Origin of the sequence: Flavobacterium noncentrifugens, from assembly GCF_900100375.1 — a bacterium.
GTDB classification, from domain to species: Bacteria; Bacteroidota; Bacteroidia; order Flavobacteriales; family Flavobacteriaceae; genus Flavobacterium; species Flavobacterium noncentrifugens.
Window position 1 is genome coordinate 585,126 of sequence record NZ_FNEZ01000002.1, and the last position, 24,400, is coordinate 609,525.

At 41.3% G+C, this 24,400-nt stretch carries 18 protein-coding genes; 7 read left to right on the forward strand and 11 right to left on the reverse strand.

Annotated features, from left to right (window positions below):
- Positions 1-25: 25 nt before the first annotated feature.
- Entirely contained in the window at positions 26-1,522 is a 1,497-nt protein-coding gene (locus BLS32_RS07315; protein ID WP_091393460.1) for a malate:quinone oxidoreductase, read from the forward strand.
- Positions 1,522-2,325: an HAD family hydrolase gene (locus BLS32_RS07320; RefSeq protein ID WP_091393463.1), complete on the forward strand. Its 804-nt coding sequence runs from the start codon at positions 1,522-1,524 to the stop codon at positions 2,323-2,325. The genes BLS32_RS07315 and BLS32_RS07320 overlap by 1 nt, the downstream gene beginning before the upstream one ends.
- Here the strand turns inward: BLS32_RS07320 and BLS32_RS07325 are convergent.
- Positions 2,322-4,538 (reverse strand): FUSC family protein, encoded by a 2,217-nt coding sequence (locus tag BLS32_RS07325; protein ID WP_091393465.1) that lies wholly within the window; start codon positions 4,536-4,538, stop codon positions 2,322-2,324. The genes BLS32_RS07320 and BLS32_RS07325 overlap by 4 nt on opposite strands.
- Positions 4,539-4,732: 194 nt before the next feature.
- Here BLS32_RS07325 and def point away from each other — a divergent pair, with 194 nt between their 5' ends.
- From def to BLS32_RS07345, 4 genes are all read left to right on the forward strand, one after another.
- On the forward strand, positions 4,733-5,320 hold the full coding sequence (def, locus tag BLS32_RS07330) for a peptide deformylase (protein WP_091394674.1): 588 nt from the start codon (positions 4,733-4,735) through the stop codon (positions 5,318-5,320).
- A 29-nt stretch (positions 5,321-5,349) separates the two neighbouring features.
- Positions 5,350-5,799, forward strand: coding sequence for a DUF5606 family protein (locus BLS32_RS07335; protein WP_091393468.1), 450 nt, complete (start codon positions 5,350-5,352; stop codon positions 5,797-5,799).
- 78 nt (positions 5,800-5,877) lie between these two features.
- Complete coding sequence (gene mazG / locus BLS32_RS07340) at positions 5,878-6,651, forward strand: nucleoside triphosphate pyrophosphohydrolase (protein ID WP_091394677.1); 774 nt, start codon at positions 5,878-5,880, stop codon at positions 6,649-6,651.
- Positions 6,652-6,788: 137 nt separating this feature from the next.
- Positions 6,789-10,343, forward strand: coding sequence for a choice-of-anchor I family protein (locus BLS32_RS07345; RefSeq protein ID WP_091393469.1), 3,555 nt, complete (start codon positions 6,789-6,791; stop codon positions 10,341-10,343).
- A 97-nt stretch (positions 10,344-10,440) separates the two neighbouring features.
- Here the strand turns inward: BLS32_RS07345 and BLS32_RS07350 are convergent, their stop codons facing one another.
- The 7 genes from BLS32_RS07350 to BLS32_RS07380 form a co-directional block, all read right to left on the reverse strand.
- Entirely contained in the window at positions 10,441-10,908 is a 468-nt protein-coding gene (locus tag BLS32_RS07350) for a hypothetical protein (RefSeq protein ID WP_091393472.1), read from the reverse strand.
- 99 nt (positions 10,909-11,007) lie between these two features.
- Positions 11,008-11,355: a hypothetical protein gene (locus BLS32_RS07355; protein ID WP_091393475.1), complete on the reverse strand. Its 348-nt coding sequence runs from the start codon at positions 11,353-11,355 to the stop codon at positions 11,008-11,010.
- Between the two features lie 109 nt (positions 11,356-11,464).
- Entirely contained in the window at positions 11,465-13,726 is a 2,262-nt protein-coding gene (locus BLS32_RS07360) for a DUF349 domain-containing protein (RefSeq protein ID WP_091393478.1), read from the reverse strand.
- Positions 13,727-13,960: 234 nt separating this feature from the next.
- Positions 13,961-14,716 carry a shikimate dehydrogenase family protein gene (locus BLS32_RS07365; protein WP_091393481.1) on the reverse strand — a complete coding sequence of 252 codons (756 nt, stop codon included), beginning with the start codon at positions 14,714-14,716 and terminating at the stop codon, positions 13,961-13,963.
- 147 nt (positions 14,717-14,863) lie between these two features.
- Positions 14,864-16,264 carry a tetratricopeptide repeat protein gene (locus BLS32_RS07370; RefSeq protein ID WP_091393484.1) on the reverse strand — a complete coding sequence of 467 codons (1,401 nt, stop codon included), beginning with the start codon at positions 16,262-16,264 and terminating at the stop codon, positions 14,864-14,866.
- Positions 16,265-16,490: 226 nt separating this feature from the next.
- Positions 16,491-17,693 (reverse strand): aspartate aminotransferase family protein, encoded by a 1,203-nt coding sequence (locus BLS32_RS07375; RefSeq protein WP_091394680.1) that lies wholly within the window; start codon positions 17,691-17,693, stop codon positions 16,491-16,493.
- A gap of 191 nt (positions 17,694-17,884) precedes the next feature.
- Positions 17,885-19,600: an OstA-like protein gene (locus BLS32_RS07380; protein WP_091393487.1), complete on the reverse strand. Its 1,716-nt coding sequence runs from the start codon at positions 19,598-19,600 to the stop codon at positions 17,885-17,887.
- A 198-nt stretch (positions 19,601-19,798) separates the two neighbouring features.
- Between BLS32_RS07380 and BLS32_RS07385 the strand changes: the two genes are divergently transcribed.
- Positions 19,799-21,598: an alpha-amylase family glycosyl hydrolase gene (locus tag BLS32_RS07385; RefSeq protein ID WP_245699383.1), complete on the forward strand. Its 1,800-nt coding sequence runs from the start codon at positions 19,799-19,801 to the stop codon at positions 21,596-21,598.
- Between the two features lie 91 nt (positions 21,599-21,689).
- Here the strand turns inward: BLS32_RS07385 and BLS32_RS07390 are convergent, their stop codons facing one another.
- The 3 genes from BLS32_RS07390 to BLS32_RS07400 form a co-directional block, all read right to left on the reverse strand.
- On the reverse strand, positions 21,690-22,961 hold the full coding sequence (locus BLS32_RS07390; RefSeq protein WP_091393493.1) for an adenylosuccinate synthase: 1,272 nt from the start codon (positions 22,959-22,961) through the stop codon (positions 21,690-21,692).
- A 330-nt stretch (positions 22,962-23,291) separates the two neighbouring features.
- Complete coding sequence (locus tag BLS32_RS07395) at positions 23,292-23,792, reverse strand: Fur family transcriptional regulator (protein WP_091393496.1); 501 nt, start codon at positions 23,790-23,792, stop codon at positions 23,292-23,294.
- 109 nt (positions 23,793-23,901) lie between these two features.
- A complete protein-coding gene (locus BLS32_RS07400; RefSeq protein ID WP_139171708.1) occupies positions 23,902-24,369 on the reverse strand; it encodes a YdeI/OmpD-associated family protein in 468 nt (155 codons plus the stop codon).
- Positions 24,370-24,400: the final 31 nt, after the last annotated feature.

Consider the following 24,400-nt stretch of genomic DNA (forward strand, 5'->3'; position numbering starts at 1 on the left):
ATCTTTGCGGCATTAAACTACTGCCATGACTGACACGACTCGCTACAACACCGACGTAGTCCTGATAGGCGCCGGAATTATGAGCGCAACGCTCGGCGTACTTCTCAAAGAACTGCAACCCAACATCAACATTGAAATTTTTGAAAGGCTCGATTCTGCTGCGGCAGAAAGCTCAGACGCCTGGAATAATGCAGGAACCGGACATTCAGCTTTCTGCGAACTCAACTACACACCCGAAAATGCCGATGGCTCGATCCAGACCGAAAAAGCCGTCAAAATTGCCGAATCATTCGAAATCTCACGCCAGTTCTGGAGTTTTCTCGTGCAAAACGGCCTCGTTTCTTCTCCCGAAAATTTCATCCGCAGCATTCCGCACATGAGTTTTGTCTGGGGCGAAGAAAATGTCGACTATTTAACCAAACGTTTCGAAGCACTTCAAAAGGAAAACCTGTTCAAAAAAATGGAATTCAGCACCGAATTCAAGCAATTGGTTTCCTGGATGCCGTTGGTTATGGAAGGCCGTCAGGCAGATGAAAAACTCGCGGCAAGCTATATGCCAATTGGCACCGACGTCAATTTCGGCGAACTCACCAGAAGCATGTTTGCGCATCTGCAACAGCTTGACGGCGTGACGATGCATTTTCACCACGAAGTCGAAAAACTTAAACAAGCCACTACGACAACCGAATGGAAAATCAAGATCAAAGATTTATCAAATGGAGAAATAAAAAAAGTACGCACCAAATTTGTATTTATCGGTGCAGGCGGCGGTTCATTGCCTTTACTCGAAAAAGCCGATATTCCGGAAGGCAGCGGTTTCGGCGGATTTCCGGTAAGTGGACAATGGCTTAAATGCACGAATCCCGAAGTCATCGAAAAGCACTTTGCAAAAGTGTATGGAAAAGCATCGGTTGGTGCGCCTCCGATGTCGGTTCCGCATATTGACAGCCGCATGATCGACGGACAAAAAGCATTGTTGTTCGGACCTTACGCCGGTTTTTCAACCAAATTTTTAAAGAACGGTTCGTATCTCGATTTGCCGCTTTCGATCAAAGCCAATAATGTAATTCCGATGCTTTCAGCAGGATTCCACAACTTGCCGTTGACCAAATATTTAATCGACCAGGTGCGTCAATCTTCCGAAGACCGACTCGAAGCATTACGCGAATACGTTCCCGAAGCGAAAATGGAAGACTGGGAATTAGAAACGGCCGGACAACGCGTTCAGGTCATCAAAAAAGATGAAAACGGAAAAGGAATTCTCGAATTTGGGACAGAAGTTGTCACCAAAGCCGACGGTTCATTGGCTGTTTTACTCGGCGCTTCCCCGGGCGCTTCAACTGCGGCTGCGATCATGCTCGATTTGCTGAAGAAATGTTTCGGCGAACAAGTCAATTCTCCCGAATGGCAGCAAAAATTAAAAGCGATGATTCCGTCGTACGGACAAACGCTGAACGACAAACCTGAATTTTTATCTGAAATCAGGCAGCATACCGCCGAAGTTTTAAAACTCGTCAATTAATGATCAAATTAGTAGTTGCCGATATGGATGGCACCTTGCTAGACGACCAGAAAAAATTGCCTGCCGATTTTTTTGAAGTGCTCGAACGGTTGCAGCAAAAAGGCATATTGTTTTGCGTAGCCAGCGGACGCCAATATTATACATTGCTCGAGGAGTTTTTCGATATCCGTGATTCGATTGTTTTTTGTGCCGAAAACGGAACGTATGTTGTTTATAAAAATGATGTGATTCATCTCGACACGATGAAAAAGTCGGATGCAATTCAACTGATTAAAGTGGGCCGAAAAATCAAAAATGCATTTCTGGTTCTGTGCTGTAAAGATAGCGCGTATGTTGAAAATACAGATGTCGCTTTTCTGGATGAAGTCAGGAAATATTACAAAAGACTTGAAATCGTTGGCGATTTAACGCAAGTCGAAGATGAAATCCTCAAAGTAACCTTATGCGATTTTGGAGATTCTGAAAAAAACAGCTATACGTATTATAGCGATTTCGAAAAGGATTTTAAAGTAGCGATTTCGGGAAAAATCTGGCTTGACATTACCAATTTGTCTGCGAATAAAGGAACAGCAATTAAACAACTCCAGAAAGATTTTAATATCTCATTTGATGAAACGCTGGTTTTCGGGGATTTTTTGAACGATCTCGAAATGATGGAAACTGCAAAATTCAGTTATGCGATGAAAAATTCACATCCTGAAATTTTAGAAGCCGCTTCATTTGTAACTCAATTCAGCAACAACGAATCGGGCGTTACAAAAACCATCAAATACCTTTGTTGTCCTGAGGTTTTGCCGGTTTAATTGTCCTGCAATTTCATCGAGCTTTTAAAGATATTTTCAGATAAATTCGTTAGCCAAACGAGTTGTTCGATGACCAATTGCGCCTCCTGCATTTTCTGCTGAAATTCTTCAGGATCGTATAAATGGCTTTCTTTTAACTCTTTGGCACGGATGTTTTTTAGTTCGGTAAAACGCAACGCAACATCTTCTTTGACTTCTGGAATGAGTTCGCTGTGATTCGCTTTGGCTTCCAAAACGGCAATTGCATCGTTTAAATTTCTAACCACGGTTTTGATTACGACATTAAAAGCTTCGGAAGCATTCGTGGTTTTGTGTGATTGGATATACGTTCCTAATGAAGCCGATGAGGATAGCATGCTGTGGTTTAAAACAACCAGTTTATAAAGTTGCGGCAACTGTTTCTGCTTGGATTTTGGTTCCTGCGACATGCGTTGGAATGATGCCATTAAATTCGAAACTTCGATAAAAGCATTTTTTCGCGCACTTCGGTAAGCTATAGTGACTTCGCCTTTTTTATTGTAGAAAATTGAAATCTGCTCGACATAATTTCTGTTGGCTTCAATTGATTTTTTCAGATGCACGCGCATGTTCAAAAATTCCCAGGACGGCCAGAAAAAGTAGTTCGCGATAAAGGCCAAGCCACCGCCAACAACGGTATCGAGAATCCGGAACTGGATCACATTCGTAATATCGGGCGTCAGCAATCCATACACAAAAACGACATAAATCGTTACGAAAGTTGCCCCGATTTTATAATTTACAGCGGTAAAAGTAAAGCCCAGAATCATGGCAATAATCGCAAAAGTCCCAATGGCAATGTGATTGTGAACGACGCTCAGAATCGCAAACGCAATCAATCCGCCGACAATGGTTCCGAAAATTCTATGGTATGAACGTTCTTTCGTCAATCCGTAGCCCGGCCGCATGATCACGACAATCGTGAGTAAAATCCAATAGATATTTTGTAAAGGAAATAGCGCTCCGATCAAAAATCCGATTAAAATCGTAATCGTCAACCGCAGTGAATGCCTGAAATTTGTTGACGAAAAACTTAAATTTTCCCTGAAAGTACTCCACGGATAATATTGCGGCGCCAACAATTTATCCAGATCTTTATCGCGTCCTTTCAAATCCTGTAAACTCACAGCCGAAATAAAAGCACGTTCTACGACTTTAATTTTTTCAATTTGCTTTTCTGCATAATGCACCATGTTTGTCAGCATCCAAACGCCTTCAGAATTTTCGGTTTCTCCGGTCGCTTTCGCATATTCCAAAATAACATTCTCAAGGTTTTCCAGGTCTTTGATCAATGAATGTTTTGAAATGTATTGGTTTTTGTTTTCGATGCTTTTGGACAATTGTTTTAAGGTTGCTGCAAGATTGTATGCTAAGTGCTGGTAAGTCGCCAGAACTTTTGGATGGCCACTGAATTTTTCCTGCAATTTGCTGTGGTCGAAGGAAGTCGATAATGCGAGTTCCATGATTTCGACCAATGAAATAAAAACGAGCAGCATTTTCCTGTTTTGGTTCGAACTTCCAGTATCCGGGCGGTTTCTGATCAATACTTCGCGAATGTTTTCCTGGATCGTATTGAGTTCGACCTGCAAATGCAATTGTTTTTCAATGATTTTCGGGCGATCTGCATCAATATTCCACAAATCACCGCGTAATTTCAGGTATTTTGAAGTCAGCTTAATGCATTCGGCCATCTGCAATTCGACATAACGGTGCGGCCTGACGAAGTGAAACAACAGTGAAATCAACAAATAAAACAATCCGCCAAGAAGGATCAAACCAGAGTTCTGAAACATTTCCCAGCCGGTATGAACATGCCCGAAAGCCAGCGCTGTCGCCAATAATCCGGAGAACGAAACCATATTCGCCCGATGCCCGTAAACTGAAATCATCGACAGAAAAAAAATCACCACCGAAATCACCGGATACAATATATAAGGAAAAGGATGCAGCACATTGACTAGCAAATTGCAGCCTGAAACGATCAATGCAGCGACTAAAACTCCGTTGACTTTGTGTTTCAAATTGCTCGGAATATCACTCGGATAGGTAAGAAATGCGCCAATGGCAACCGTAAACCCGATCTCAAAATGACCCAGGTAGGAAGCTATAAAAACAGGGATAACTGAAGCAAGGGTAACTTTAAGCGCGTTGTTGAAATTCGTACTGTCGGTAAATTTTCTAACCTGGTCTATCATTCGGGAGGCGTTGTTAACAAAGTTACACATTGTGCCTGTTTAATCCACAGCAAAATTTGTCGTTTTATGATAAAATTGTAAAAATTTGCCAAATCTTAACTTCGCATAATGCTTTGATTATTTTTTCGTTATTTTTGCCAACCTGTGTTCGATATTTTTCGGATTTTGACCGCGGGATCTTAATATATTTAAAGATGATTTTACCAATTGTAGGATATGGCGACCCGGTGCTAAGAAAGGTCGGAGTTGAAGTTTCACCCGAATATCCAAACCTGAAAGAAACGATTGCAAACATGTATGAAACCATGTACAATGCATACGGAGTCGGACTTGCAGCGCCGCAGGTTGGCCTCTCGATCCGTCTTTTCGTGATTGATACAACGCCATTTAGTGACGATGAAGATCTGGAAAAAACCGAACAGGACGAACTCAAAAGCTTCAAGCGTACATTCATCAACGCAAAAATGCTGAAAGAAGAAGGCGAGGAATGGGGTTTCAACGAAGGCTGTTTAAGCATTCCGGAAGTCCGCGAAGACGTTTACCGAAATGAAAAAATCACGATTGAATATTTCGACGAGGATTTCAACAAAAAAACGGAAGTTTTCGACGGGTTGATTGCCCGCGTCATCCAGCACGAATACGACCATATCGAAGGAATTTTGTTTACCGATAAAATTTCGTCACTCAAAAAACAACTCATCAAAAAGAAACTTCAGAACATCATGGAAGGCAAAGCGCGCCCGGATTATAAGATGAAGTTTGCTGCAAAAAAAGGAAGATAAAAAAAAACATACTCAATAAATTTAAAAAAATGAATTTAGAAAAGATTTTAGCGATTTCCGGAAAACCGGGTTTATATGCACTAAAAGTTCAAACGCGTACAGGTTTTGTAGCAGAATCATTGGCTGACGGAAAAAAAGTAACGGTTGGATTGCGAAGCAACGTGAGTTTGCTATCGGAAATTTCGATGTACACCAATTCTGAAGAAAAACCCTTAGCAGAAGTCATGCGCAACATCGCAATCAAAGAAGACAATGGGCCGGCGATTTCGCATAAAGAAGACAATGCAACGTTGATCGCTTATTTTAAAGAGATTTTACCTGATTATGACGAAGACCGCGTATACCCATCAGACATTAAAAAAGTGCTGAACTGGTACAACATTCTTCAGGCTAAAGGCTTGGTTTCGAAAGAAGCACCTGTTAAAAATGAAGCTGCAACAGAAGAAGTAACCGAAGAAGTGATCGAAGCGAAAAAATAATTTTTTCAATTATAGATTTAATCCTGCCCGATGGTTTTTCGCGGCAGGATTTCTTATTTTTACCTAAAATCAATTTCGATGAATTCAAGAACACTCCAACTCCAGGCTTTCGAACGTTTGTTAAACATCATGGACGACCTGCGCGAAAAATGCCCGTGGGACAAAAAGCAAACCTTGCAGACTTTACGCCATTTAACGATTGAAGAAACCTATGAACTGGGCGATGCAATTTTGGATAATGATTTAACCGAAGTCAAAAAGGAACTCGGTGATTTATTGCTTCACATTGTTTTCTACGCGAAGATCGGAAGTGAAACCAATGATTTCGATATTGCCGATGTGTGCAACGAAATCTGCGAAAAACTCATTTACCGCCATCCGCACATTTATGGCGACGTCGAAGTCAAAGATGAAGAAGAAGTGAAGCAAAACTGGGAAAAACTCAAACTCAAAGAAGGCAAAAAATCCGTTTTGGAAGGCGTCCCGAAAAGTCTGCCAGCACTTGTAAAGGCTTCCCGAATCCAGGATAAAGTCAAAGGTGTCGGATTTGACTGGGAAGAACCGCAGCAGGTTTGGGATAAAGTGCAGGAAGAATTAAATGAATTGCAGGTCGAAGTCGAAGCTAAAGACCAAGATAAAATTGAAAGTGAATTCGGAGACGTCTTATTTTCAATGATCAATTACGCCAGATTCCTGAATGTAAACCCGGAAGATGCGCTTGAACGCACGAACAAAAAATTCATCAAACGCTTTCAATACCTCGAAAGCAAAGCAGGTGAACTCGGAAAACCCTTATCGGATATGTCTTTAGCCGAAATGGATGTCTTTTGGAACGAAGCCAAAAAACTGTAATTTCCCTAAAATTCACATCCTAACATTAAATTAAACTTTAAAATTAGTTTTGGTAAACGAACGGTAAACTTGCGTTAATCGTTCTCAGAAAGTGTAGTAATAAATTGCGTGCTTATTCAACAACACAACAATTTATTATGAAATTCAAAATTACAATGCTCTTTTCGCTGTGTGCCATGGGAATCAGCCACGCACAGCTCACGAATCCCGGCGATATTGCGTTTGTCGGGTTTAATGCCGATGGCGACGATGATGTCGCGTTTGTCACTTTCAAGGACATTCCAGCAAACACCAGCATTTATTTTTGCGATTCCGAATGGAATGGAACGGCTTTCGGAACCGATGAAGGCGATTTTACCTGGACATCAGGAAGTGCTGTCATTCCAGCCGGAACCGTCATTTCTATCAACAATTTAAGCGCTGCGATTGCGCCATCATTGGGAACCATTTCATTAAACAATGCAGGCGGATTGTCGGCTTCAGGCGATGCGATGTTTGCCTTTTTAGGAACTGCGCCGCGAACAGTCACAACGATGTTGGCTGCGATTTCAAATTCATCTTCCGGTTTCGGAACTTTAACAAATTCTGGACTTGCCGCAGGAACGACTGCAGTTTTACTTACTGAAGGTACAGATATGGCCAAATACAACGGCCCAAGATCAGGATTGGACAGAAATGGTTATCTGGCGCAACTCGGCTCGATGGCGCAATGGCAATTGGAAGATACTGTTGCCGATGATCATAACAATGGTACAAATCCCGATCTTCCATTTAATTTGGATTCATTCGTGATTTCTTCGGGTGATGCAACCGCACCGTCGGTAGCTTCTGTGAAAGTAACTTCTGCAAATACGATTGAAATTATTTTTTCCGAAGATGTAACGGTTGCTTCTGCAAATGCGATATCAAGCTATGAAATTTCTCCAGGTTTGGATATTACAAATGCCGTTTACGATGCTGCTTTGCATAAAGTTACGATTACACATGCAGGATTTGCTTCGGGAATTGGCTATAATTTAGATGTTGCGAATGTTTCTGACCTTGCCGAAAATGTGATGGAAGCATATCAAAGTCCGTTTTTGTATTTTAACGGATTGACATCGGGTTTGGTCATTACAGAAATCATGTACAATGCGCCTTCGGCAAATTCAAATCAGCTTGAATTCCTGGAAATTTACAACAATACAACAGCTGCTTTAGCGATTGGCGGAATCAAAGTCAAGGACGAAGGCAATTTTACTTTTGAATTTCCAGAAATGAATTTAGCTGCAAATGCAACCGTTTTATTGGCAAATGACAAAACATCAGCTGATGCATTTTACGGCGTTTCCTTTTTAGACATGCCACAGGGAATCATCAACGCTTTGGGAAATGGCGGCGAAATGCTGCAAATCCTGAATTCACAAGATGCTATTATTTCACAGATTGCTTATGACGATGCCGCGCCATGGCCTTTAAGCCCGGATGGAAACGGCCCATCATTGGAACTTTTAAACCCCAACGGAAATTTAAACGACGGAAACAACTGGGCACCGGCGATACATTTGGTCGGGCAATCGTTAGGTGTGGATGTGTTTGCCTCTCCGGGAATTTACGCACCAAACGTCGCTTCATCAATTTCATTTGATACCGAATATGCTTTCGCAAATGAAAATTCAGGTACAATTGCAGTGAATGTAACGATTTCAAATGCAGCTTCAACAGCTGTTACCGCGACAGTTTCAGCGGTTTCAGGATCCGGAACTGCAGTTTCAGGAACAGATTATGATTTTACCTTACAGACAATCACTTTTCCTGCAAATTCAACTACGGCTGTAATTGTAAACATTCCTGTTATCAATAATACTATTGCCGGAAAAGATAAATTCTTTGTTTTGGAATTGTCAAATCCGACAGGCGCGACTTTGGGCGGAATCAAATCGAAAGTCATTTATATTTTGGACGATGAAGAATCGGCTCCAACGGCTTCCGGCGCACTTGATATTAATTTTTTAAGCAGTTATGTAGTCGACGCCAATGGATCGGCAGAAATCGTAGCCCATGATCCGGTTTCTCAACGATTGTTTGTATTGAACTCGACTGCAACTAAGATCAACATTCTTGATTTCTCAAATCCGTCAGCCATTACACAAATCAATACTTTGGATATGTCAGCTTACGGAATAGGAGCGACCAGTGTTTCTTACAAAAATGGCATCGTTGCCGCAACGGTTGAAGGCGCCAATTTCGAAAATGGAAAAGTCATTTTCATGGACATAAACGGTGAAAATGTAAGAGTCGTAAATGCCGGCGTTTTGCCCGATATGATAACATTTACGCATGACGGAACTAAAGTGCTGACTGCCAATGAAGGCCAGCCGAATTCAGATTATTCAATCGATCCCGAAGGAAGCATTTCCGTCATTGACGTGTCTGCAGGTTTGGCAAACATTACCCAGGCGAATGTGACTACGATTAATTTTAATGCATACGATTCGCAAAAAGCAGCGTTAAAAGCAGCAGGAGTTAGGATTTTTGGCCCAAATGCAAGTGTTTCACAGGATTTCGAGCCAGAATATATTACGATTGCTGCCGACAATCAAACGGCTTGGGTGACACTTCAGGAAAACAATGCACTTGCAGTCGTAAATCTGGCAACGAATCAGGTGACTTCGATTATTCCATTGGGAACAAAAGACCATAGTATTGCCAGAAATGCATTGGATGCATCCGATCAGAACGGACAAATATTCATGTCGGCCTGGCCAATAAAAGGAATGTACATGCCCGATGCGATTGCAAATTATAGCGTTGGCGGAACAAATTATTTGGTAACTGCAAATGAGGGCGACGCGCGCGAATATGACAATATGGAAGAAGAAGTAAAAGTTGGCGATGCCGATTATGTTCTTGATCCGACCGTTTTCCCAAATGCAGCATTACTGAAAAAGAACACCAATCTTGGAAGATTAGCAGTTACAAACCAATCGGGAGATTTAGATGGTGATGGCGATTTTGATGAAATCCACACTTTTGGTGCACGTTCTTTCAGCATCTGGAACGGAACAACAGGAACTTTAGTTTATGACAGCGGAGACGATTTTGAAAGAATCACGGCAGCCGATCCGGTATTTGGTGCTTTATTTAATGCCAGCAACGACAACAGCAATTTTAAAAACCGCAGCGACAATAAAGGCCCGGAACCGGAAGGAATTACGGTTGGTGAAATCAACGGAAAAACGTATGCTTTCATTACTTTGGAACGCGTTGGCGGTGTCATGACTTATGACGTTACAAATCCGGTCGCTCCTGTTTTTGTTTCGTACAACAACAATAGAACTATTGGAAGCGTTGGCGGCGACCTTGGCCCGGAAGGAATTATTTATGTAAAGCCAGCCGACAGCCCGGTGGATAAAGGTTTGGTGGTTATGGCCAATGAAGTCAGCGCGACGATTAGTGTGTACCAAATCAACAATGATGTTTTAAATGCCAATAATTTTGATTCAAAAGAGGCATTTGCAGTTTATCCAAATCCAGTAAATAACGGAATTGTGTATTTCAGCAAACCGATTGATGCCAAATTATACGACTTGTCGGGAAGATTTATCGCTGAAAAAGCAAATGCTTCTTTCCTGAATGTTTCAGGCCTTTCAAAAGGAATTTATCTGATCAAAGCCAACAACGGCGCAAGCCGGAAGATTATTATAAAGTAGTTTTTATATTTTTGAGAGAAAAGGCCATTCCATTTGGGATGGCTTTTTTTTGCAAAAAAAAGAGGCTCTTTCGAACCTCTTTCCCTGAATTAAATAATTAAGATAAAAGCGTATTGGTAATCAATTGTTCCCATTTTTTCGCCAGCTGCTGGTCTTCATACAGGTAAACCTGCCCAATCTGGTCGTTTTCTATTTTATAGAACGGGATATGTTGTTTTTTCTGATTTTGTTTGTGCAGAAATTCAAATTCGATTTTAACGACGGTATTCGAATTGCCTTCAGTTGTTTGTATTAATTTTACGGTACTGATTTCCCTGAGATCAACGAAATGTACTTCTTCCGGAGTGACATTGAAATCAACAAATATAAAGCCTTTGTTTTTCTCGTCTGCCGCAAGGGCCTTCTTATTTTGCGTATCGCTGAGACTGAAATGATAATTGTTGAACCTTGCGAAAATCGCTTTCATTTTTGCATTGTTTGCCGCATTGGCGCGCAGCATATAGAATAACGGAATGCCGATTAAAGCCATAATGACGAGTCCGATTATAGTTACTGAAGTATCCATTTGTATTTTTTTTGATGTTAAGAATAAAAGTTTACTCCGGAAACGACAGCATGTCAATCCGGAAAAAGAGAAAATCTCCAACTAAAATTTATTCTAAAATCACCAAAAAAAATGAAAAGGAAAAATGAGCAACGACACGCTTTCACAACGGTTCGCGTCTTGCAAGAAGAACGTTTTAAACGGATTTAAAACCTTGAAAATGGGTTTAAAACCAATGTGATTCGAAAACCATTTGGCATAAAAAACATTTCCGGTTTTGTTTTCAGAAACCACGTGATGTTCGGCCTGCGGTTGGATGAAAGCCAGGCTATGCAAACCTTCATCACCATAAAAAGATTGCGGTTTTTCAGAAGTAACCTCAATTACTAAAATCTGCTTCTCATACGAAATGAAAAACAACGCCGCAACGATTGCTGAAAAAACAAGTATCTTTTTAAAAAATGCCATCGATGCAAATATAACTTTTCAAAGCGCCTAAACCGAACGGTTTTTTATAATTGAAAGTTAAAGTTTCAGGTGCAGTATAAAAAAAGCCCCGAAATCCGGGACTTTAAATTTATTGGTTGATATTCCTAAGCTGCTTTAATTTCTGCTTCAGTGTATCCAATTCTTCCTTATGTCTTTCAATGCTTTTGCGCACTTCCACAATCATCGGATTTTCTTTTTTCGAATTTTTCGAACTGGAGAAAAACTGGATGTTGTTTTCCAGTTGGAAAATTTCGCCCTGAACTTCATCAATTTTGCGCTGTAAAAACACTTTTTCGTTTTCCAGCTTGCGGCTGTCGTCAGATCCTGCCAATTGCTCGACACGGTTTGAGAAACGCATCATTTCGGTTTCTTTCTTGCTCAGGCTTAATTTTTCGAAAAGCGCATCGAGGATTTTGTTGAATTTTCCTTCAATATGTCTTCTGCCGAAAGGCACTTTTCCAAAACCTTTCCAGTTTTCAATGTGCGCTTTGATCGCATCAAGATCGGCTCTGTGCTCGCCAGTCAATTGAAATTCGCGTAACGATTCAAGGTATTCTTTCTTCTTGTCAAACGCTTCGACTTCTTCCGCATTTTCCTCGCTTTTCGATTCTTTCAGTTTTTCAAAATAACTGTTGCAGGCCGATTTGAATTCTGCCCAAAGTTTGTCTGAAAACTTTCTCGGCACATGCCCGATCTGTTTCCATTCTTCCTGGATTTGTTTCATGATTGGCGTCGTGACGGCAAAATCAGTACTTTCCTGCAATTCTTTTGCCTTCGCGACCAAAGCCTGTTTTCTGTTTAAATTGTCGTTCTGGTCTTTTTTAATGTCTTTGTAAAACGAATTTTTTAAGGCATTGAAGTTGCGAACGCCGTTTTTAAATGCTGTCCAGGTTTCTTCATTGACTTCAGGCGGAACTTTTCCAGTCGTGAAAAATTCATTTCTCAACGCTTCGACTTTTTCAATCTGGGCCAGCCAAAGCGCATGCGAATTGACTTTTTCTGTTGCCAACACCTCTATTTTTGCAATGATGTCTTTTTTCTTTTCGAGGTTTTCGGTTTCCCCGGCGCGCAGTTTTTCAAACAGCGATTCGCGTTTGTCGTGCATTTGTTTGGTCAGTTCGCTAAAGCGGTTCCAGATTTCCTCGCGGTGTTCGCGGGATACCGGCCCAATGTCTTCTTTCCAGATTTTGTGCAAATCCTGCAATTCGCGGAAGGCTTTGTTAATGTCCGGTTCGTTGACCAATTCCTCAACACGTGCTACGATTTTCTGCTTCAGCTCTAAGTTGTGCTTAAAGTCGATGTCGCGCGCTTCACGGTCTAAGTGTAAGTAATCGTAAAAATTCTCCACATGGAAATGGTAATTGTTCCAAACGTGGTTGTATTTGTCTTTCGGAATCGAGCCCGCATTTTTCCAGCGGTCGCGCAATTCGTTGAAATGTTTTAAAGTATCTTTAATATTTTCCTGCGGATTGATGAGGTTTTTAAGCGCTTCAACAATCGCCAATCTTGTTTTTAAATTCTCGTCAAGGTTGGATTGCAGGCTTTTAAAATGCGTATTTTTTATATCGCGGTATTGCGAATACAATTGGTCAAATTTTACCTTCAGCGGCAAATGATAATGGAAATCTTCGGTAGTATCTGGGTTTTCAGCGTGCCATTCGTCTTTTTTCTCCTCGATAAAATGATGGTATTTCGCCAGGAAAAATTTTTTGACTTCTTCCACGTGGTCTTTTACAGCCATTACTTTTTCGTTCGAAACCAGCTTTTCAAGCGCATCAACGAGTTCATCCATCGAAAGCGCTTCATAATCGAGCATCGGAATTTCTTGGCGCACGGTTTCGTCTTCACTTTCCTCCGCATTGGCATCAGAAATCGCTTTTATCGCAAAAATGCTGTCATCCTCCACGACTAAAGAATCATCGGCAACCTGTTCTGGAGTCAGCTCGATTATATTGTCATCATCGGCAGCTTCTGCTTTTGCAAGTGCCGCAGCTTTTCCGCCTGCAGTATTTTCCTCTGCTTCATCTTCTTCAATCACATCCGATACGAATTCAGCGGTTTGCTTCGACTTTTCGCTATCGCTCGGGTCAATATTCTCTACAGCATCCTGTTTTGCTTCATCTTCAGCAATTAAATTGGATACAAAATCAGCGGTTTCCGCATTTTCGGCCACTTCGCTTTGTGCTTCATCTTCAGCAATGATCTCACCAACAAATTCGGTGGTTTCCTCATTTTCAGATTGCGTGGTTTCCGCTGCAACAGTTTCGTTATCAGTGCTTGAAGCTTCCTGAGATGTTTCCTTTAAATTTCCGTCTGCATCATGCAGGTTATCATTCTTTTCTTCTAACATTTTGTAAAATGTGTAAGGTTTATAAATTAAGAGGGCGTAAGTTAGTAAAGGCGCACCAAAATTCAAAACAAAACGCTTAATTTAAAGCCATTATTGATTTGTTGGGGATTTTTAGGAGCTGTTCCGGCTATCCGCTGCAATCTTTTTACTTTGCTCGTGCCTCGCTAAAATAAAAAGGATTTTCGCTTCTATCCGGGCTAGGCAGTATTCTGATCTCAAAGAGTAAGTATGCAATTATTCATTCCAGATCTTCCAGGATTTTTCTGCCTGAAATACCAGCATGTCATAACCATTTTTAATTGTTGCGCCATTGGCTTTCGCTTTCTTCAAAAACGCCGTTTCTTCCGGATTGTAAATTAAGTCAAAAGCGATGTGCTTGTCGGTAAAGAATTGATATGGCAAATCGGGAAATTTCTCAATATCCGGGCTCGTTCCAATTGGCGTGCAATTGACGATGATCTGGTAATTGTCGAAAGTCGTCGCGTTGATCCGGTTGTAATCTATCGTGTTTTCCGTGGCTTGTCTGGAAACGAAAGCATACAAAATTCCAAGCTGCTCGAGCGCAAATGCCACGCCTTTTGAAGCACCGCCAGTTCCAAGTATCAATGCTTTTTGGTGATGCGGTTGAAGTAATGGTTTTAACGCTTTTTTAAATCCGTAAAAATCAGTATTGTAGCCTTTTAGATAGCCTTTTTTGGTAAATTTAATCGTGTTTACCGCGCCGATTTTCTCTGCATTCACCGACATTTTATCCAAAAACGGAATTACACTTTCCTTGTACGGAATCGTAACATTCAGGCCTTTTAAATTTCGGTTGTTTTTAATGATGGATGGAAATTCGGAAATATCGGCAAGGTCAAAATTCACATACGAAAAATCGTGCTGTTCGTCTTTTTCAAAGCGTTCGGTAAAGTATTTTCGTGAAAAAGAATAATCGATGTTTCGTCCTAAAAGCCCGAATAATTTTTTGGGATTGTCGTTGTGTTCCATGAAGCAAATTTAATAAAAGTGTAGTCGTAAATCAGCCACGAATTGCACGAATTTACACAAATCTATTCGTGTAAATTCGTGGTTAAAATATATTTGCTAAATAAAAACAGCCGGAAATTCCGGCTGTATATTGAATCTGAAAAACTATTATTGTTTTCTTCTGTATTTCGTGATCATCGATTGCACTGATTTGATCTCATAAACAATTGGGAACAGTTCTTCAAGGATGTTTACATTGTTAAAGCTCAGTCGTAACGCATTGCTCAAATGGAATTTTCCTTTTTCGATTTCACCCGTGATGTAATACAATCCAGCCAATCGGTATTCGACTTCGTAGGCTTCCGGGAAATATTCAGACGATTGCAATAAAGTTTGAACTGCGGTGTCGAATTCGCCTAAAAATTGTAAAATATCAACCCAAAACAACCAGGTGTCTAATTCTGAATCCCCGAATTCCACCGCTTTCCTGTAACCGAATTCTGCTTCTTCAAAGAAATTCATTTCCTTGTTGATCGTTGCATACCGTTTCCAGTACATGCGGTTCTGGTTGTCGATGTGCAATGCTTTATTGACATAAAACAATGCTTTCTGGTAGTTTTTCATCCGGAAATAAAAATCCGTGATCGCTATCCAGCCCTTGTCTAAAAGCGGATCTTCGTGCACCGTTTTGTTAAAAAACTTCAGTGCCATCACTTTGTTGCCGAGTTTTTCATAACATTTCCCGATTCGCAATAAAGCATAAGATGTTGGGTCGTCGAGTTCAATAGTGCGGTTGTAGCTTTCAATTGCATCTTCGTAGCGTTTCAGTCTTTCGAGCGATTTGGCTTTTTCCATGAAAGCACCCATAAATTCGTCGTCGATCAAAGTCGCATAATCAAAAGCGCGCAACGCTTCTTCGTATTTTTTGAGTCCGTAGTTCAATCGGCCGCATTGGTGCCACGCGATTTCGCTGTACGGATTTTTATCAATGTAATCTTCAAGGAATTTAATCGCTTCTTCGTTCTGGTCAAGGAATTCAAAGCAGTACACGACGTTATACAATGCAGCCTGGTCTTCGGTATCTTCTTCAAGGCATTTGATGAAGTTTTCCTTCGCGAGTTCGAGGTTATCCATGAACAAATACTCCATACCGATCAAATTGTACACATCGGCATAATCATCGGTGTATTTCAAGGCGGTATTTAAAAGCTCAACCGCTTTTTCATGGTTGTCGCGTTTGGAATAAATGCTGGCTTTCTGGATGTAAATTTCTTCGTTTGTAGGTTCAATCGCATAAAGCTCATTGAGGAGCTTTTCTGCCTGGTCGAGCTTGTCGTCATAGACCAGCATTTCTACCTGCACCAGTTTGAGTCCGGTGGATTTGGGATGCTGCTCGAGTGCTAATTTTAAGGCTTTCTTAGCTAAAGATGCCTTACCCATGTCGAGGTAGTGAAGAATGATTTCTTCGAATTCCTCGGAATCAAAGAAGAGTACTTTGTTGGTTTTCAACATCGACTCAAATTTTGATAAGGATAAGTTATAGTCTTCTTCTTCGTTGCTTAGTTGCATACTATTTTTCTTTAAAATTATCCTAAATAAAATTAGGCAAACAGGGTTCCTGTAATGGGAAGATTTTTTATTGTTGTGAACAATTTAATTAACAAAAAATCAGGGTTTTCGATGATCTTTGTTTTGATTCTTAGGCTTTTAGCCCGGATTGAAGTGGAAATCCTTTTGCCGGTTTTTTCAACCGGTAAAAGATTGTAGCGCAAAGCCGGAATAGCTCCTAATAAATTTACAAATGATTCACAGAAGTCTGTTGTAATATTTCATCCATCGTTTGCAGGATTATCGCGCAGCCTTCGCGGATTTCGTTTTCGGAAATCGTCAGTGGCGGCGTGATCCTGATCGCGTGACCTTCGAAAAGCAGCCAAAATAAGATCAGCCCTTTGTCCTGGCATCTCAAAATCACCTGATTCGTGATTTCGGGATCTGCCGTCATCGCGGCGAGCATCAGCCCTTTGCCGCGCACCTCGCTTATCAAAGGATGTACCAAAAGCGACCTGAAGAGTTTTTCTTTTTCCAATGCCTGTCCCATGAGGTTTGTCTCACAAATTTCCTGCAAAGTCGCGAGGCAGGCTGCCGCAATGACAGGATGTCCGCCAAAAGTGGTAATGTGCCCGAGTTTCGGATTGTCGCTCAGCAAATCCATCATTTCAGCCGAAGCGGTAAAAGCGCCAACGGGCATGCCACCGCCCATGCCTTTTCCCATGATAATTATGTCGGGAACGGCATCGTAGTTTTCGAAACCAAACAGTTTTCCGGTACGCCCAAAACCAGGCTGGATTTCGTCAACGATCATCATCGCGCCAACTTCGGTACAGCGTTCTCGCACTTTTCTAAGAAACCCATTTTTCGGTTCGATGAAACCTGCGCCGCCCTGAATGCTTTCAAGTATAATTCCGGCAGTTTTTGTCGTAATTTTCTGTAAATCTTCTTCGTTGTTGAACGTAATAAAATCCACATCAGGAACGAGCGGGCGAAAAGGTTGCTTGCGTTCTTCAAATCCCATGACGCTCATCGAACCCATCGTATTGCCGTGGTAGGCGTTGAAACACGAGATCAGCTGGCTTCTTCCGGTCACGCGCCGGGCGAGTTTTAAAGCACCTTCCGTTGCTTCGGTTCCCGAATTCACGAGATATGTTTTGTTCAGCGAATCGGGCAGGAGCGAAGCCAGTAATTTGCAATATTCCACCGCTGGGCTTTGCGAATATTCGCCATAAACCATGACGTGCGAATATTTGTCCAATTGGTTTTTGATCGCATTGTTCACGCGCTCGTTTTTATGCCCGAGCGTACAGGCCGAAACGCCAGCGACAAAATCGAGGTATTTTTTATTGTTGGTGTCGTAAATGTAGGAACCTTCGGCATGGGAAACTTCCATTCCAAGCGGATGGTGGGAAGTTTGCGCCTGGTATTTTATAAAATCGGGGTTCATTTTCTCAATTAATAATTTATAGTTGGGCGTTGCGCTGGCTGGAAAGTTTTTTTGAAATGAGGGCATTTTGTTAAGCCATCGCCAGGCTTTCCGCTGCAATCTTTTTTAAGGATTGAATTTCCCATCGCAAGCTCAGGGCAATCCTTAAAAAAGGATTTACGCTTTAATCCTTAACGCAGGCATCTGCAAAACTACTGCGGCGTTTGTTTTTCCGGATTTGGATTCGGTTTTGGCTTTGCTTGCGGGTTGTTTTTGTCGTAATCCAAGGTTTCCTTCCTAATTTCCATCGGTACGTTTTCCTTTGCCATTTCGGCTTTGCTTTCTTTAATGATCTTGTCGTTGAGTTCGTTTTCCTCAGCCGGGAAAATATCGTCTTTCGTTCGGATGCGTTCGTCGCCGCGCCAAATGAAGCCTCTTAATTTGCGCGCATTTTCCGGCAAATCTTTCTCTGGATAAATGTCGCCGTCGACATTTGTAAAAAACGTCATCGTATCGATCGTATTGCCGTTCAGCGTCATGTTGATCTTGGAACTGACATTTTTGTTGATTCCGATGAGTTCATTTTTATCGTTACGCATGTAATAAACGACTTCGGTGTTCTTGACAATGTCGGCTTCGTAGAGTTTGTTGTCGCGGAATTTGCCGTATAAATTCAGCCCTTTGACCTGATTGAATCCGGTTCCAATCGTGTCTTTTGAAATGATAAATGCGTTGTTCAGCACTTTAAGCGAATCAAGTTTCTGGGTTTTGTCGTTGCCAATCAAATGCATCACATCGCCGGTCATCTGATTTTCAAAATTCCATAAAATCGGTTTGCCAATGAGCTGCGTGATGTTTGTTTTTTGGGACGAATGGATCGAATCGCATTTTCCTGCCAAATCAGTTTTATAAAATCTGGCGTTGTTAAAAGCGCGGATAACTCGGGTTTCGGGCTTTCCAGTAATCATTAGCACTTTTCCGTGAATGTAAACCGAGTCGTTGTCAACAAAATTCACAGCAACGGCGTGTTTGGTCACATACATCGAATCCTTCTGCTTGAAAACCTCGGCATAATGGCCTCGAATAATTCCCCGATTGATTGTATCGGTAATCTTTACATTGTTTGTTGCCGATGCAAATTCGGCATTCCTGTTATAAAACAAACTGTCGCCTTCGATCAATCGGTCCTTATATTTAATATAGGACTTCCGAAGAAAATGCCCAACATTTTTCTTGCTGTCGTAAAATCCTTTTTCGGTATAAATAAAATTCTGTTCGCTTGTGATCGTCGATGGCCCGAATAAATACGAATGCCCCGAATTGTTGTAATAATCCAGATGATTCGATTTCACGACATATTTCGGGTTCGTAATCGTTACCGCAGTCAAAAACTGGAACTTTTTCTGAGCCGTATAATAACGTCCCGATTTGCTTCTCAGGATGTTGTCTTTATTCGTAATCGTTCCGTTCGTATTGTACCAGGCTTCCTGTTTGACGCGGTCAAAATTGAGCGTATCAGTCAGTAAAGTCATATCAGGAGATCGCATCACGACACTTCCGGTAGCATAAGCCTGCTTCACATTGCCATTGTATTCGGCATATTTGCTGTCCATAAACAACGTATCGCCTTGAACCATTTTCACGTTTCCGAAGGCTTTGATGTAATTTTCATCTGCAAAAAAATACGCTTTGTTGCAGGTCATAACGACGCCATCATGGCGAAGGCGGACATTTCCAGTGAGCAAGGCAGCGCCGGGAAGCTCGGTTTCGTTGCGGTCGGCAAAATCAGAAAATTCAATAATAATTTTCTGGGGCGCTTGCTGGGCGGTTTTTTTTGGCGCTTTTGCAGGCTTTTTCGGCGCTTGAGCAAATGCGGCAAAACCAATCGGCAATAGCAATATATATAGGAGAAAAAGAAATTTCTTCAAAGGTTATTTTTTTTGCCAAATTTATGAAAAAGCCTGCAATGATAATGTTTATTAAGAATTATTTATACCAACCAAAAAGCTACGCCCAAATTTTTATATTTGTAACCCTGCGATAAATTTCGAACCATGAAAAAAACAATCATCACGGCGATGGTGCTGCTGTCACTGTCGGCGAATGCCCAAAACAAACAAAAATCGATGGATAAAAATAATACAGAAACGCCGCAGGAGAAAAAAGCGGTCGTTTACCAGGTTTTCACGCGGTTATTCGGAAATAAAAATACGACCAACAAACCTTGGGGAACGATCGAGGAAAACGGCGTTGGAAAGTTCAATGACTTTACAGATCAGGCTTTGGCCGAAATCAAAAAACTCGGCGTAACGCACATTTGGTACACTGGCGTTCCACATCACGCGTTGGTCAATGACTATACAAAGTATGGTATTTCAAATGATGATCCCGAAGTGGTAAAAGGCCGTGCCGGTTCGCCGTATGCCGTCAAAGATTATTACAATGTGAATCCGGACTTAGCGGTTGATCCCGCAAAAAGGCTCGAAGAATTTGAAGCTTTAATTGCCCGAACGCATAAAAACAGACTCAAAGTCATCATCGATATTGTCCCGAACCACATCGCCAGAAAATACGAAGGCAAGACCAATCCGAAAGGCGTTCGCGATTTTGGTGCAGATGATGATACTTCGGTCGAATACAAACGCAACAATAACTTTTATTACATTCCGGGACAGCATTTTCAGGTGCCAACATCAGATTCGTACAAACCTTTGAATGGCGAGAAAAACCCACTGATTGACGGAAAATTCGATGAAAATCCGGCAAAATGGACTGGAAACGGATCGCGTTTGGCCAAGCCTGATATTAACGATTGGTATGAAACCGTGAAAATCAATTACGGCATCAAGCCCGATGGGAGCAAGGATTTTCCTTTATTGCCTGACGGTTTTGGCGACAAATCGGTAAAGGAACATTTCGACTTCTGGAAGGATAAAGATGTGCCGGATTCCTGGAAAAAATTCCGTGACATTGCTTTGTACTGGACGGCGAAAGGCGTCGACGGTTTCCGTTTTGATATGGCCGAAATGGTTCCGTATGAATTTTGGAGTTATATGAATTCGGCGATCAAAATGAAAAATCCTGATGCTTTTTTAATTGCTGAAGTGTACAATCCGAAAGAATACCGCAATTACATTCATTTGGGGAAAATGGATTATTTGTATGACAAAGTCGAATTGTATGACAAATTAAAAGAAGTAATTCAGGGAAAAAGTGCGCCAGATCCGATTTCGGATATTCAAAACGGATTGGCAGATATCGAGCATCATATGCTACATTTCCTCGATAACCATGACGAACAGCGGCTTGCAAGCTCGGAATTTGCCGGAACACCAGAAAAAGGAAAACCGATGATGGTTATTTCTGCAACCATCAGCACGTCGCCAACGATGGTTTATTTCGGGCAGGAAGTAGGCGAGGCCGGAAATGAAAACGCTGGTTTTGGCACTCATTCGCGGACTTCAATCTTCGATTACATTGGCGTTCCGGCACATCAGCGCTGGATGAATGGCGGAAAATTTGATGGTGGACAATTGTCACAATCTGAAAACGATTTGCGTGATTTTTACAAACGACTGTTGAATTTTACGATTTCAAGTCCGGCATTGATGGGCAAATTCCAGGAAATCCAAAAAGCAAACAGCCATATTACGCAAGGTTACGATCCCGGGATTTATTCTTATGTACGTTGGTCTGAGCATCAAAAACTCATTGTTGTAGCGAATTTTTCATGGATGTCGACAAGCAAATTTGAGTTAAAAGTTCCTGCTGATGTTATTAAGCAATGGAATTTGAAAGACGGCAAATACAATTTGACCGATGCGCTTTACGGAAAGAAAACGACTGAACTGGTTGTAATAAATGGTGAAGGAAAAGCACAAGTTTCGATTGAACCTTCGGAATCTTTGATTTTTGCCATTCAATAATAATTTAAAATAAGCCATAAAAAAGCCCTGAAATTTCAGGGCTTTTTTATGCGTAAAGAATTTTTAAATCTCTAAATCCTTTAATCTTTAATTATTTTAAAATCGTTTGTTTCCGATCCGGGCCAACCGATACAATTTTAATCGGAACTTCAACCTCTTTTTCGATAAATTCGATGTATTCCTTCAATTCAACAGGCAATTCATCATAAGTCGACATTCCTGTTAAATCAGCTTTCCAGCCTTTAAATTCAGAATACACAGGCGTAACATTTTCTGGTTCTATGTTGTATGGAAAATGTGAAATTTCTTCGCCTTTATATTGATAAGCCGTACATACTTTCAAGGTTTCAAAACCCGAAAGCACATCGCCTTTCATCATCATTAATTGGGTTACACCGTTGATTTGGACTGCATATTTCAGCGCCACAAGATCAAGCCAGCCGCAGCGTCTTTTCCTTCCGGTAACCGAACCAAATTCATTTCCGACTTTCGCCATAATATCTCCGGCTTCCTCGAAATCTTCGGTAGGAAACGGGCCGCTTCCTACCCTAGTTGTATACGCTTTGAAAATTCCGAAAACGTCTTTGATTTTGTTTGGGGCAATCCCGAGTCCGGTACAAGCGCCGGCAGCAGTCGTATTTGAAGAAGTTACAAACGGATACGTTCCGAAATCAACATCCAAAAGCGAACCTTGTGCGCCTTCACACAAAATCGATTTGCCATCTTTTTGCGCCTGGTGTAAATATTCTTCACTGTCAATAAAAGTCAGTTTTTTCAGATCTTCAATCGCATCGAAGAATTCTTTTTCAAGCTCAGCCAGATTGTATTGGATGGCGACGTCATAAAATGCGATCATCGCTTCATGCTTGTCGGCCAAATGCCTGTATCTTTCCTTGAAATCTTCGAGTTCGAGATCGCCGACACGCAAACCGTTTCTTCCGGTTTTGTCCATGTAAGTCGGGCCGATTCCTTTTAAGGTCGAGCCGATTTTTGCTTTGCCTTTTGAAGCTTCAGAAGCCGCATCTAGCAAGCGGTGTGTTGGCAAAATCAAATGCGCTTTACGCGAAATGATCAGTTTGTTTTTAATGTCGAGGTTGAATTTCGCGAGGCCTTCTATTTCTTTTTGAAAAACTACAGGATCGATCACGACGCCGTTTCCAATGATATTGATGGAATTCGGATGGAAAATCCCTGATGGAATGGTTCTTAAAACGTGCTTGATTCCGTCAAATTCCAGCGTGTGCCCGGCATTTGGCCCGCCCTGGAAACGTGCGATGATGTCATATTTTGAAGTTAATACATCGACGATTTTCCCTTTTCCTTCGTCTCCCCATTGCAATCCTAGTAATAAATCTACGGCCATTTTTTTTAATTAATAATTAATAATGAACAATTAATAATGAATTGCTGTGTGTGAAATTCAGAATTCATTGCCTGTTATTAATTTGTTGTTAGTAGTTAGTTGTTGTGTTTATTAAGTGTTGTTTAAAATTCAATATTCGTTGTTCTAATCCAAAATTCAAATTCTTTAATATCACATGTTGATAATGGTAAATGCTGAAGTTTTTTGTCGCGTTAGGGATTAGCTTCGCTCAGTTCGGCTGCGCCTCGGGTGCAGTGAAAATCCTTTTGTGGCATTGCAAATGCGCAAAAGATTGAAACGGAAAGCCTGGCCGCAGGCAACGCCCAATTATTAATTATTAGCTCCGCTCAATTCACCCTGCGGGCTCGGGTCATTATTAATTGTCTTCTTGTTTCCGTATAAATACAAAGAATGGTTGTGGATTTCAATGTCGAAAATCTCTTCAATTGTCTTCTTGATCGACTGGATCCGCGGGTCGCAGAATTCGATCACTTCGCCCGTATCGGTCATAATAATATGGTCGTGGTTCTTGTCGAAGTATGACTTTTCATAGTGCGCCTGATTTTGTCCAAACTGGTGCTTTCGAACCAAAGCGCAATCAAGCAAAAGCTCGATCGTATTGTAAAGCGTCGCACGGCTCACGCGGTAGTTTTTATTTTTCATCTTGAGATACAGGTTCTCAATATCAAAATGCTCCTCGCTGTCGTAAATTTCCTGTAGGATCGCATAGCGCTCAGGCGTTTTGCGGTGGCCTTTATTTTCCAGGTACATCGTAAAAACATTTTTTACAATCTCCTGATTTTTACTGTTGTCTACGGATACTAATGTCATAAGCGCAAAGGTAAGTTATTTCGGGAAAAGTCAAAAGTCAAAAGATATAAAAAGTCGAATGTAGAAAGTCAAATGTAGAACGGCTCAGATTGTGCTGAAAATGCTTGGATCACAAATCGAGTTCCTGTTCTAATTTTTCGAGTGTTTGCGCGATTCTGGTGATTTTTTCATCCTCGGTTTTGGCCGAGAAAATCCAGTCGGTGGTTTCTTTTTGACGTTTTTTAGGGTAACTTTCAAAAAGCAGGAGCAGTTTTGGCTCTTCGCGCAGGCAGATTAAAAAATCTTCGGGAATGACTTGTTGGGCTTCATCGAGAAATAATAGGACTTTAACAACATCGCCTTCTTCTTTTTGAATTTTCTTCCGGATTTCGGCTTTTACAGCGATAAAATTGCCTTCTTTCATCGCCCACATGTTGAAATCTTTCAATTCATATTCGTCAATAAATCCGCGAACGCGAATCGTATTGTTTTTTTTCTTTGGAAGTGTCAGAATCGTCGGCATCATAATAAACGTCCACGCGCCTTTACCTGTAAATTTTTTCAGGGTGCATTCGCCGTCAAAAATCGGTTTTTCCAATGTTGTTTGTTTTATTTGGGCGTGCCACCGG

Excerpts from the sequence above, each read along its gene's own strand:
- BLS32_RS07355 (WP_091393475.1), bottom strand. The coding sequence starts at position 11,355 with ATGGCATTTTTTAAAAAGATACTTGTTTTTTCAGCAATCGTTGCGGCG.
- BLS32_RS07375 (WP_091394680.1), bottom strand. The coding sequence starts at position 17,693 with ATGAACCCCGATTTTATAAAATACCAGGCGCAAACTTCCCACCATCCG.
- def (WP_091394674.1), top strand. The coding sequence starts at position 4,733 with ATGATTTTACCAATTGTAGGATATGGCGACCCGGTGCTAAGAAAGGTC.
- BLS32_RS07385 (WP_245699383.1), top strand. The coding sequence starts at position 19,799 with ATGGATAAAAATAATACAGAAACGCCGCAGGAGAAAAAAGCGGTCGTT.
- BLS32_RS07345 (WP_091393469.1), top strand. The coding sequence starts at position 6,789 with ATGAAATTCAAAATTACAATGCTCTTTTCGCTGTGTGCCATGGGAATC.
- BLS32_RS07370 (WP_091393484.1), bottom strand. The coding sequence starts at position 16,264 with ATGCAACTAAGCAACGAAGAAGAAGACTATAACTTATCCTTATCAAAA.
- mazG (WP_091394677.1), top strand. The coding sequence starts at position 5,878 with ATGAATTCAAGAACACTCCAACTCCAGGCTTTCGAACGTTTGTTAAAC.
- BLS32_RS07315 (WP_091393460.1), top strand. The coding sequence starts at position 26 with ATGACTGACACGACTCGCTACAACACCGACGTAGTCCTGATAGGCGCC.
- BLS32_RS07395 (WP_091393496.1), bottom strand. The coding sequence starts at position 23,792 with ATGACATTAGTATCCGTAGACAACAGTAAAAATCAGGAGATTGTAAAA.
- BLS32_RS07365 (WP_091393481.1), bottom strand. The coding sequence starts at position 14,716 with ATGGAACACAACGACAATCCCAAAAAATTATTCGGGCTTTTAGGACGA.
- BLS32_RS07390 (WP_091393493.1), bottom strand. The coding sequence starts at position 22,961 with ATGGCCGTAGATTTATTACTAGGATTGCAATGGGGAGACGAAGGAAAA.
- BLS32_RS07335 (WP_091393468.1), top strand. The coding sequence starts at position 5,350 with ATGAATTTAGAAAAGATTTTAGCGATTTCCGGAAAACCGGGTTTATAT.
- BLS32_RS07360 (WP_091393478.1), bottom strand. The coding sequence starts at position 13,726 with ATGTTAGAAGAAAAGAATGATAACCTGCATGATGCAGACGGAAATTTA.
- BLS32_RS07325 (WP_091393465.1), bottom strand. The coding sequence starts at position 4,538 with ATGATAGACCAGGTTAGAAAATTTACCGACAGTACGAATTTCAACAAC.
- BLS32_RS07350 (WP_091393472.1), bottom strand. The coding sequence starts at position 10,908 with ATGGATACTTCAGTAACTATAATCGGACTCGTCATTATGGCTTTAATC.
- BLS32_RS07320 (WP_091393463.1), top strand. The coding sequence starts at position 1,522 with ATGATCAAATTAGTAGTTGCCGATATGGATGGCACCTTGCTAGACGAC.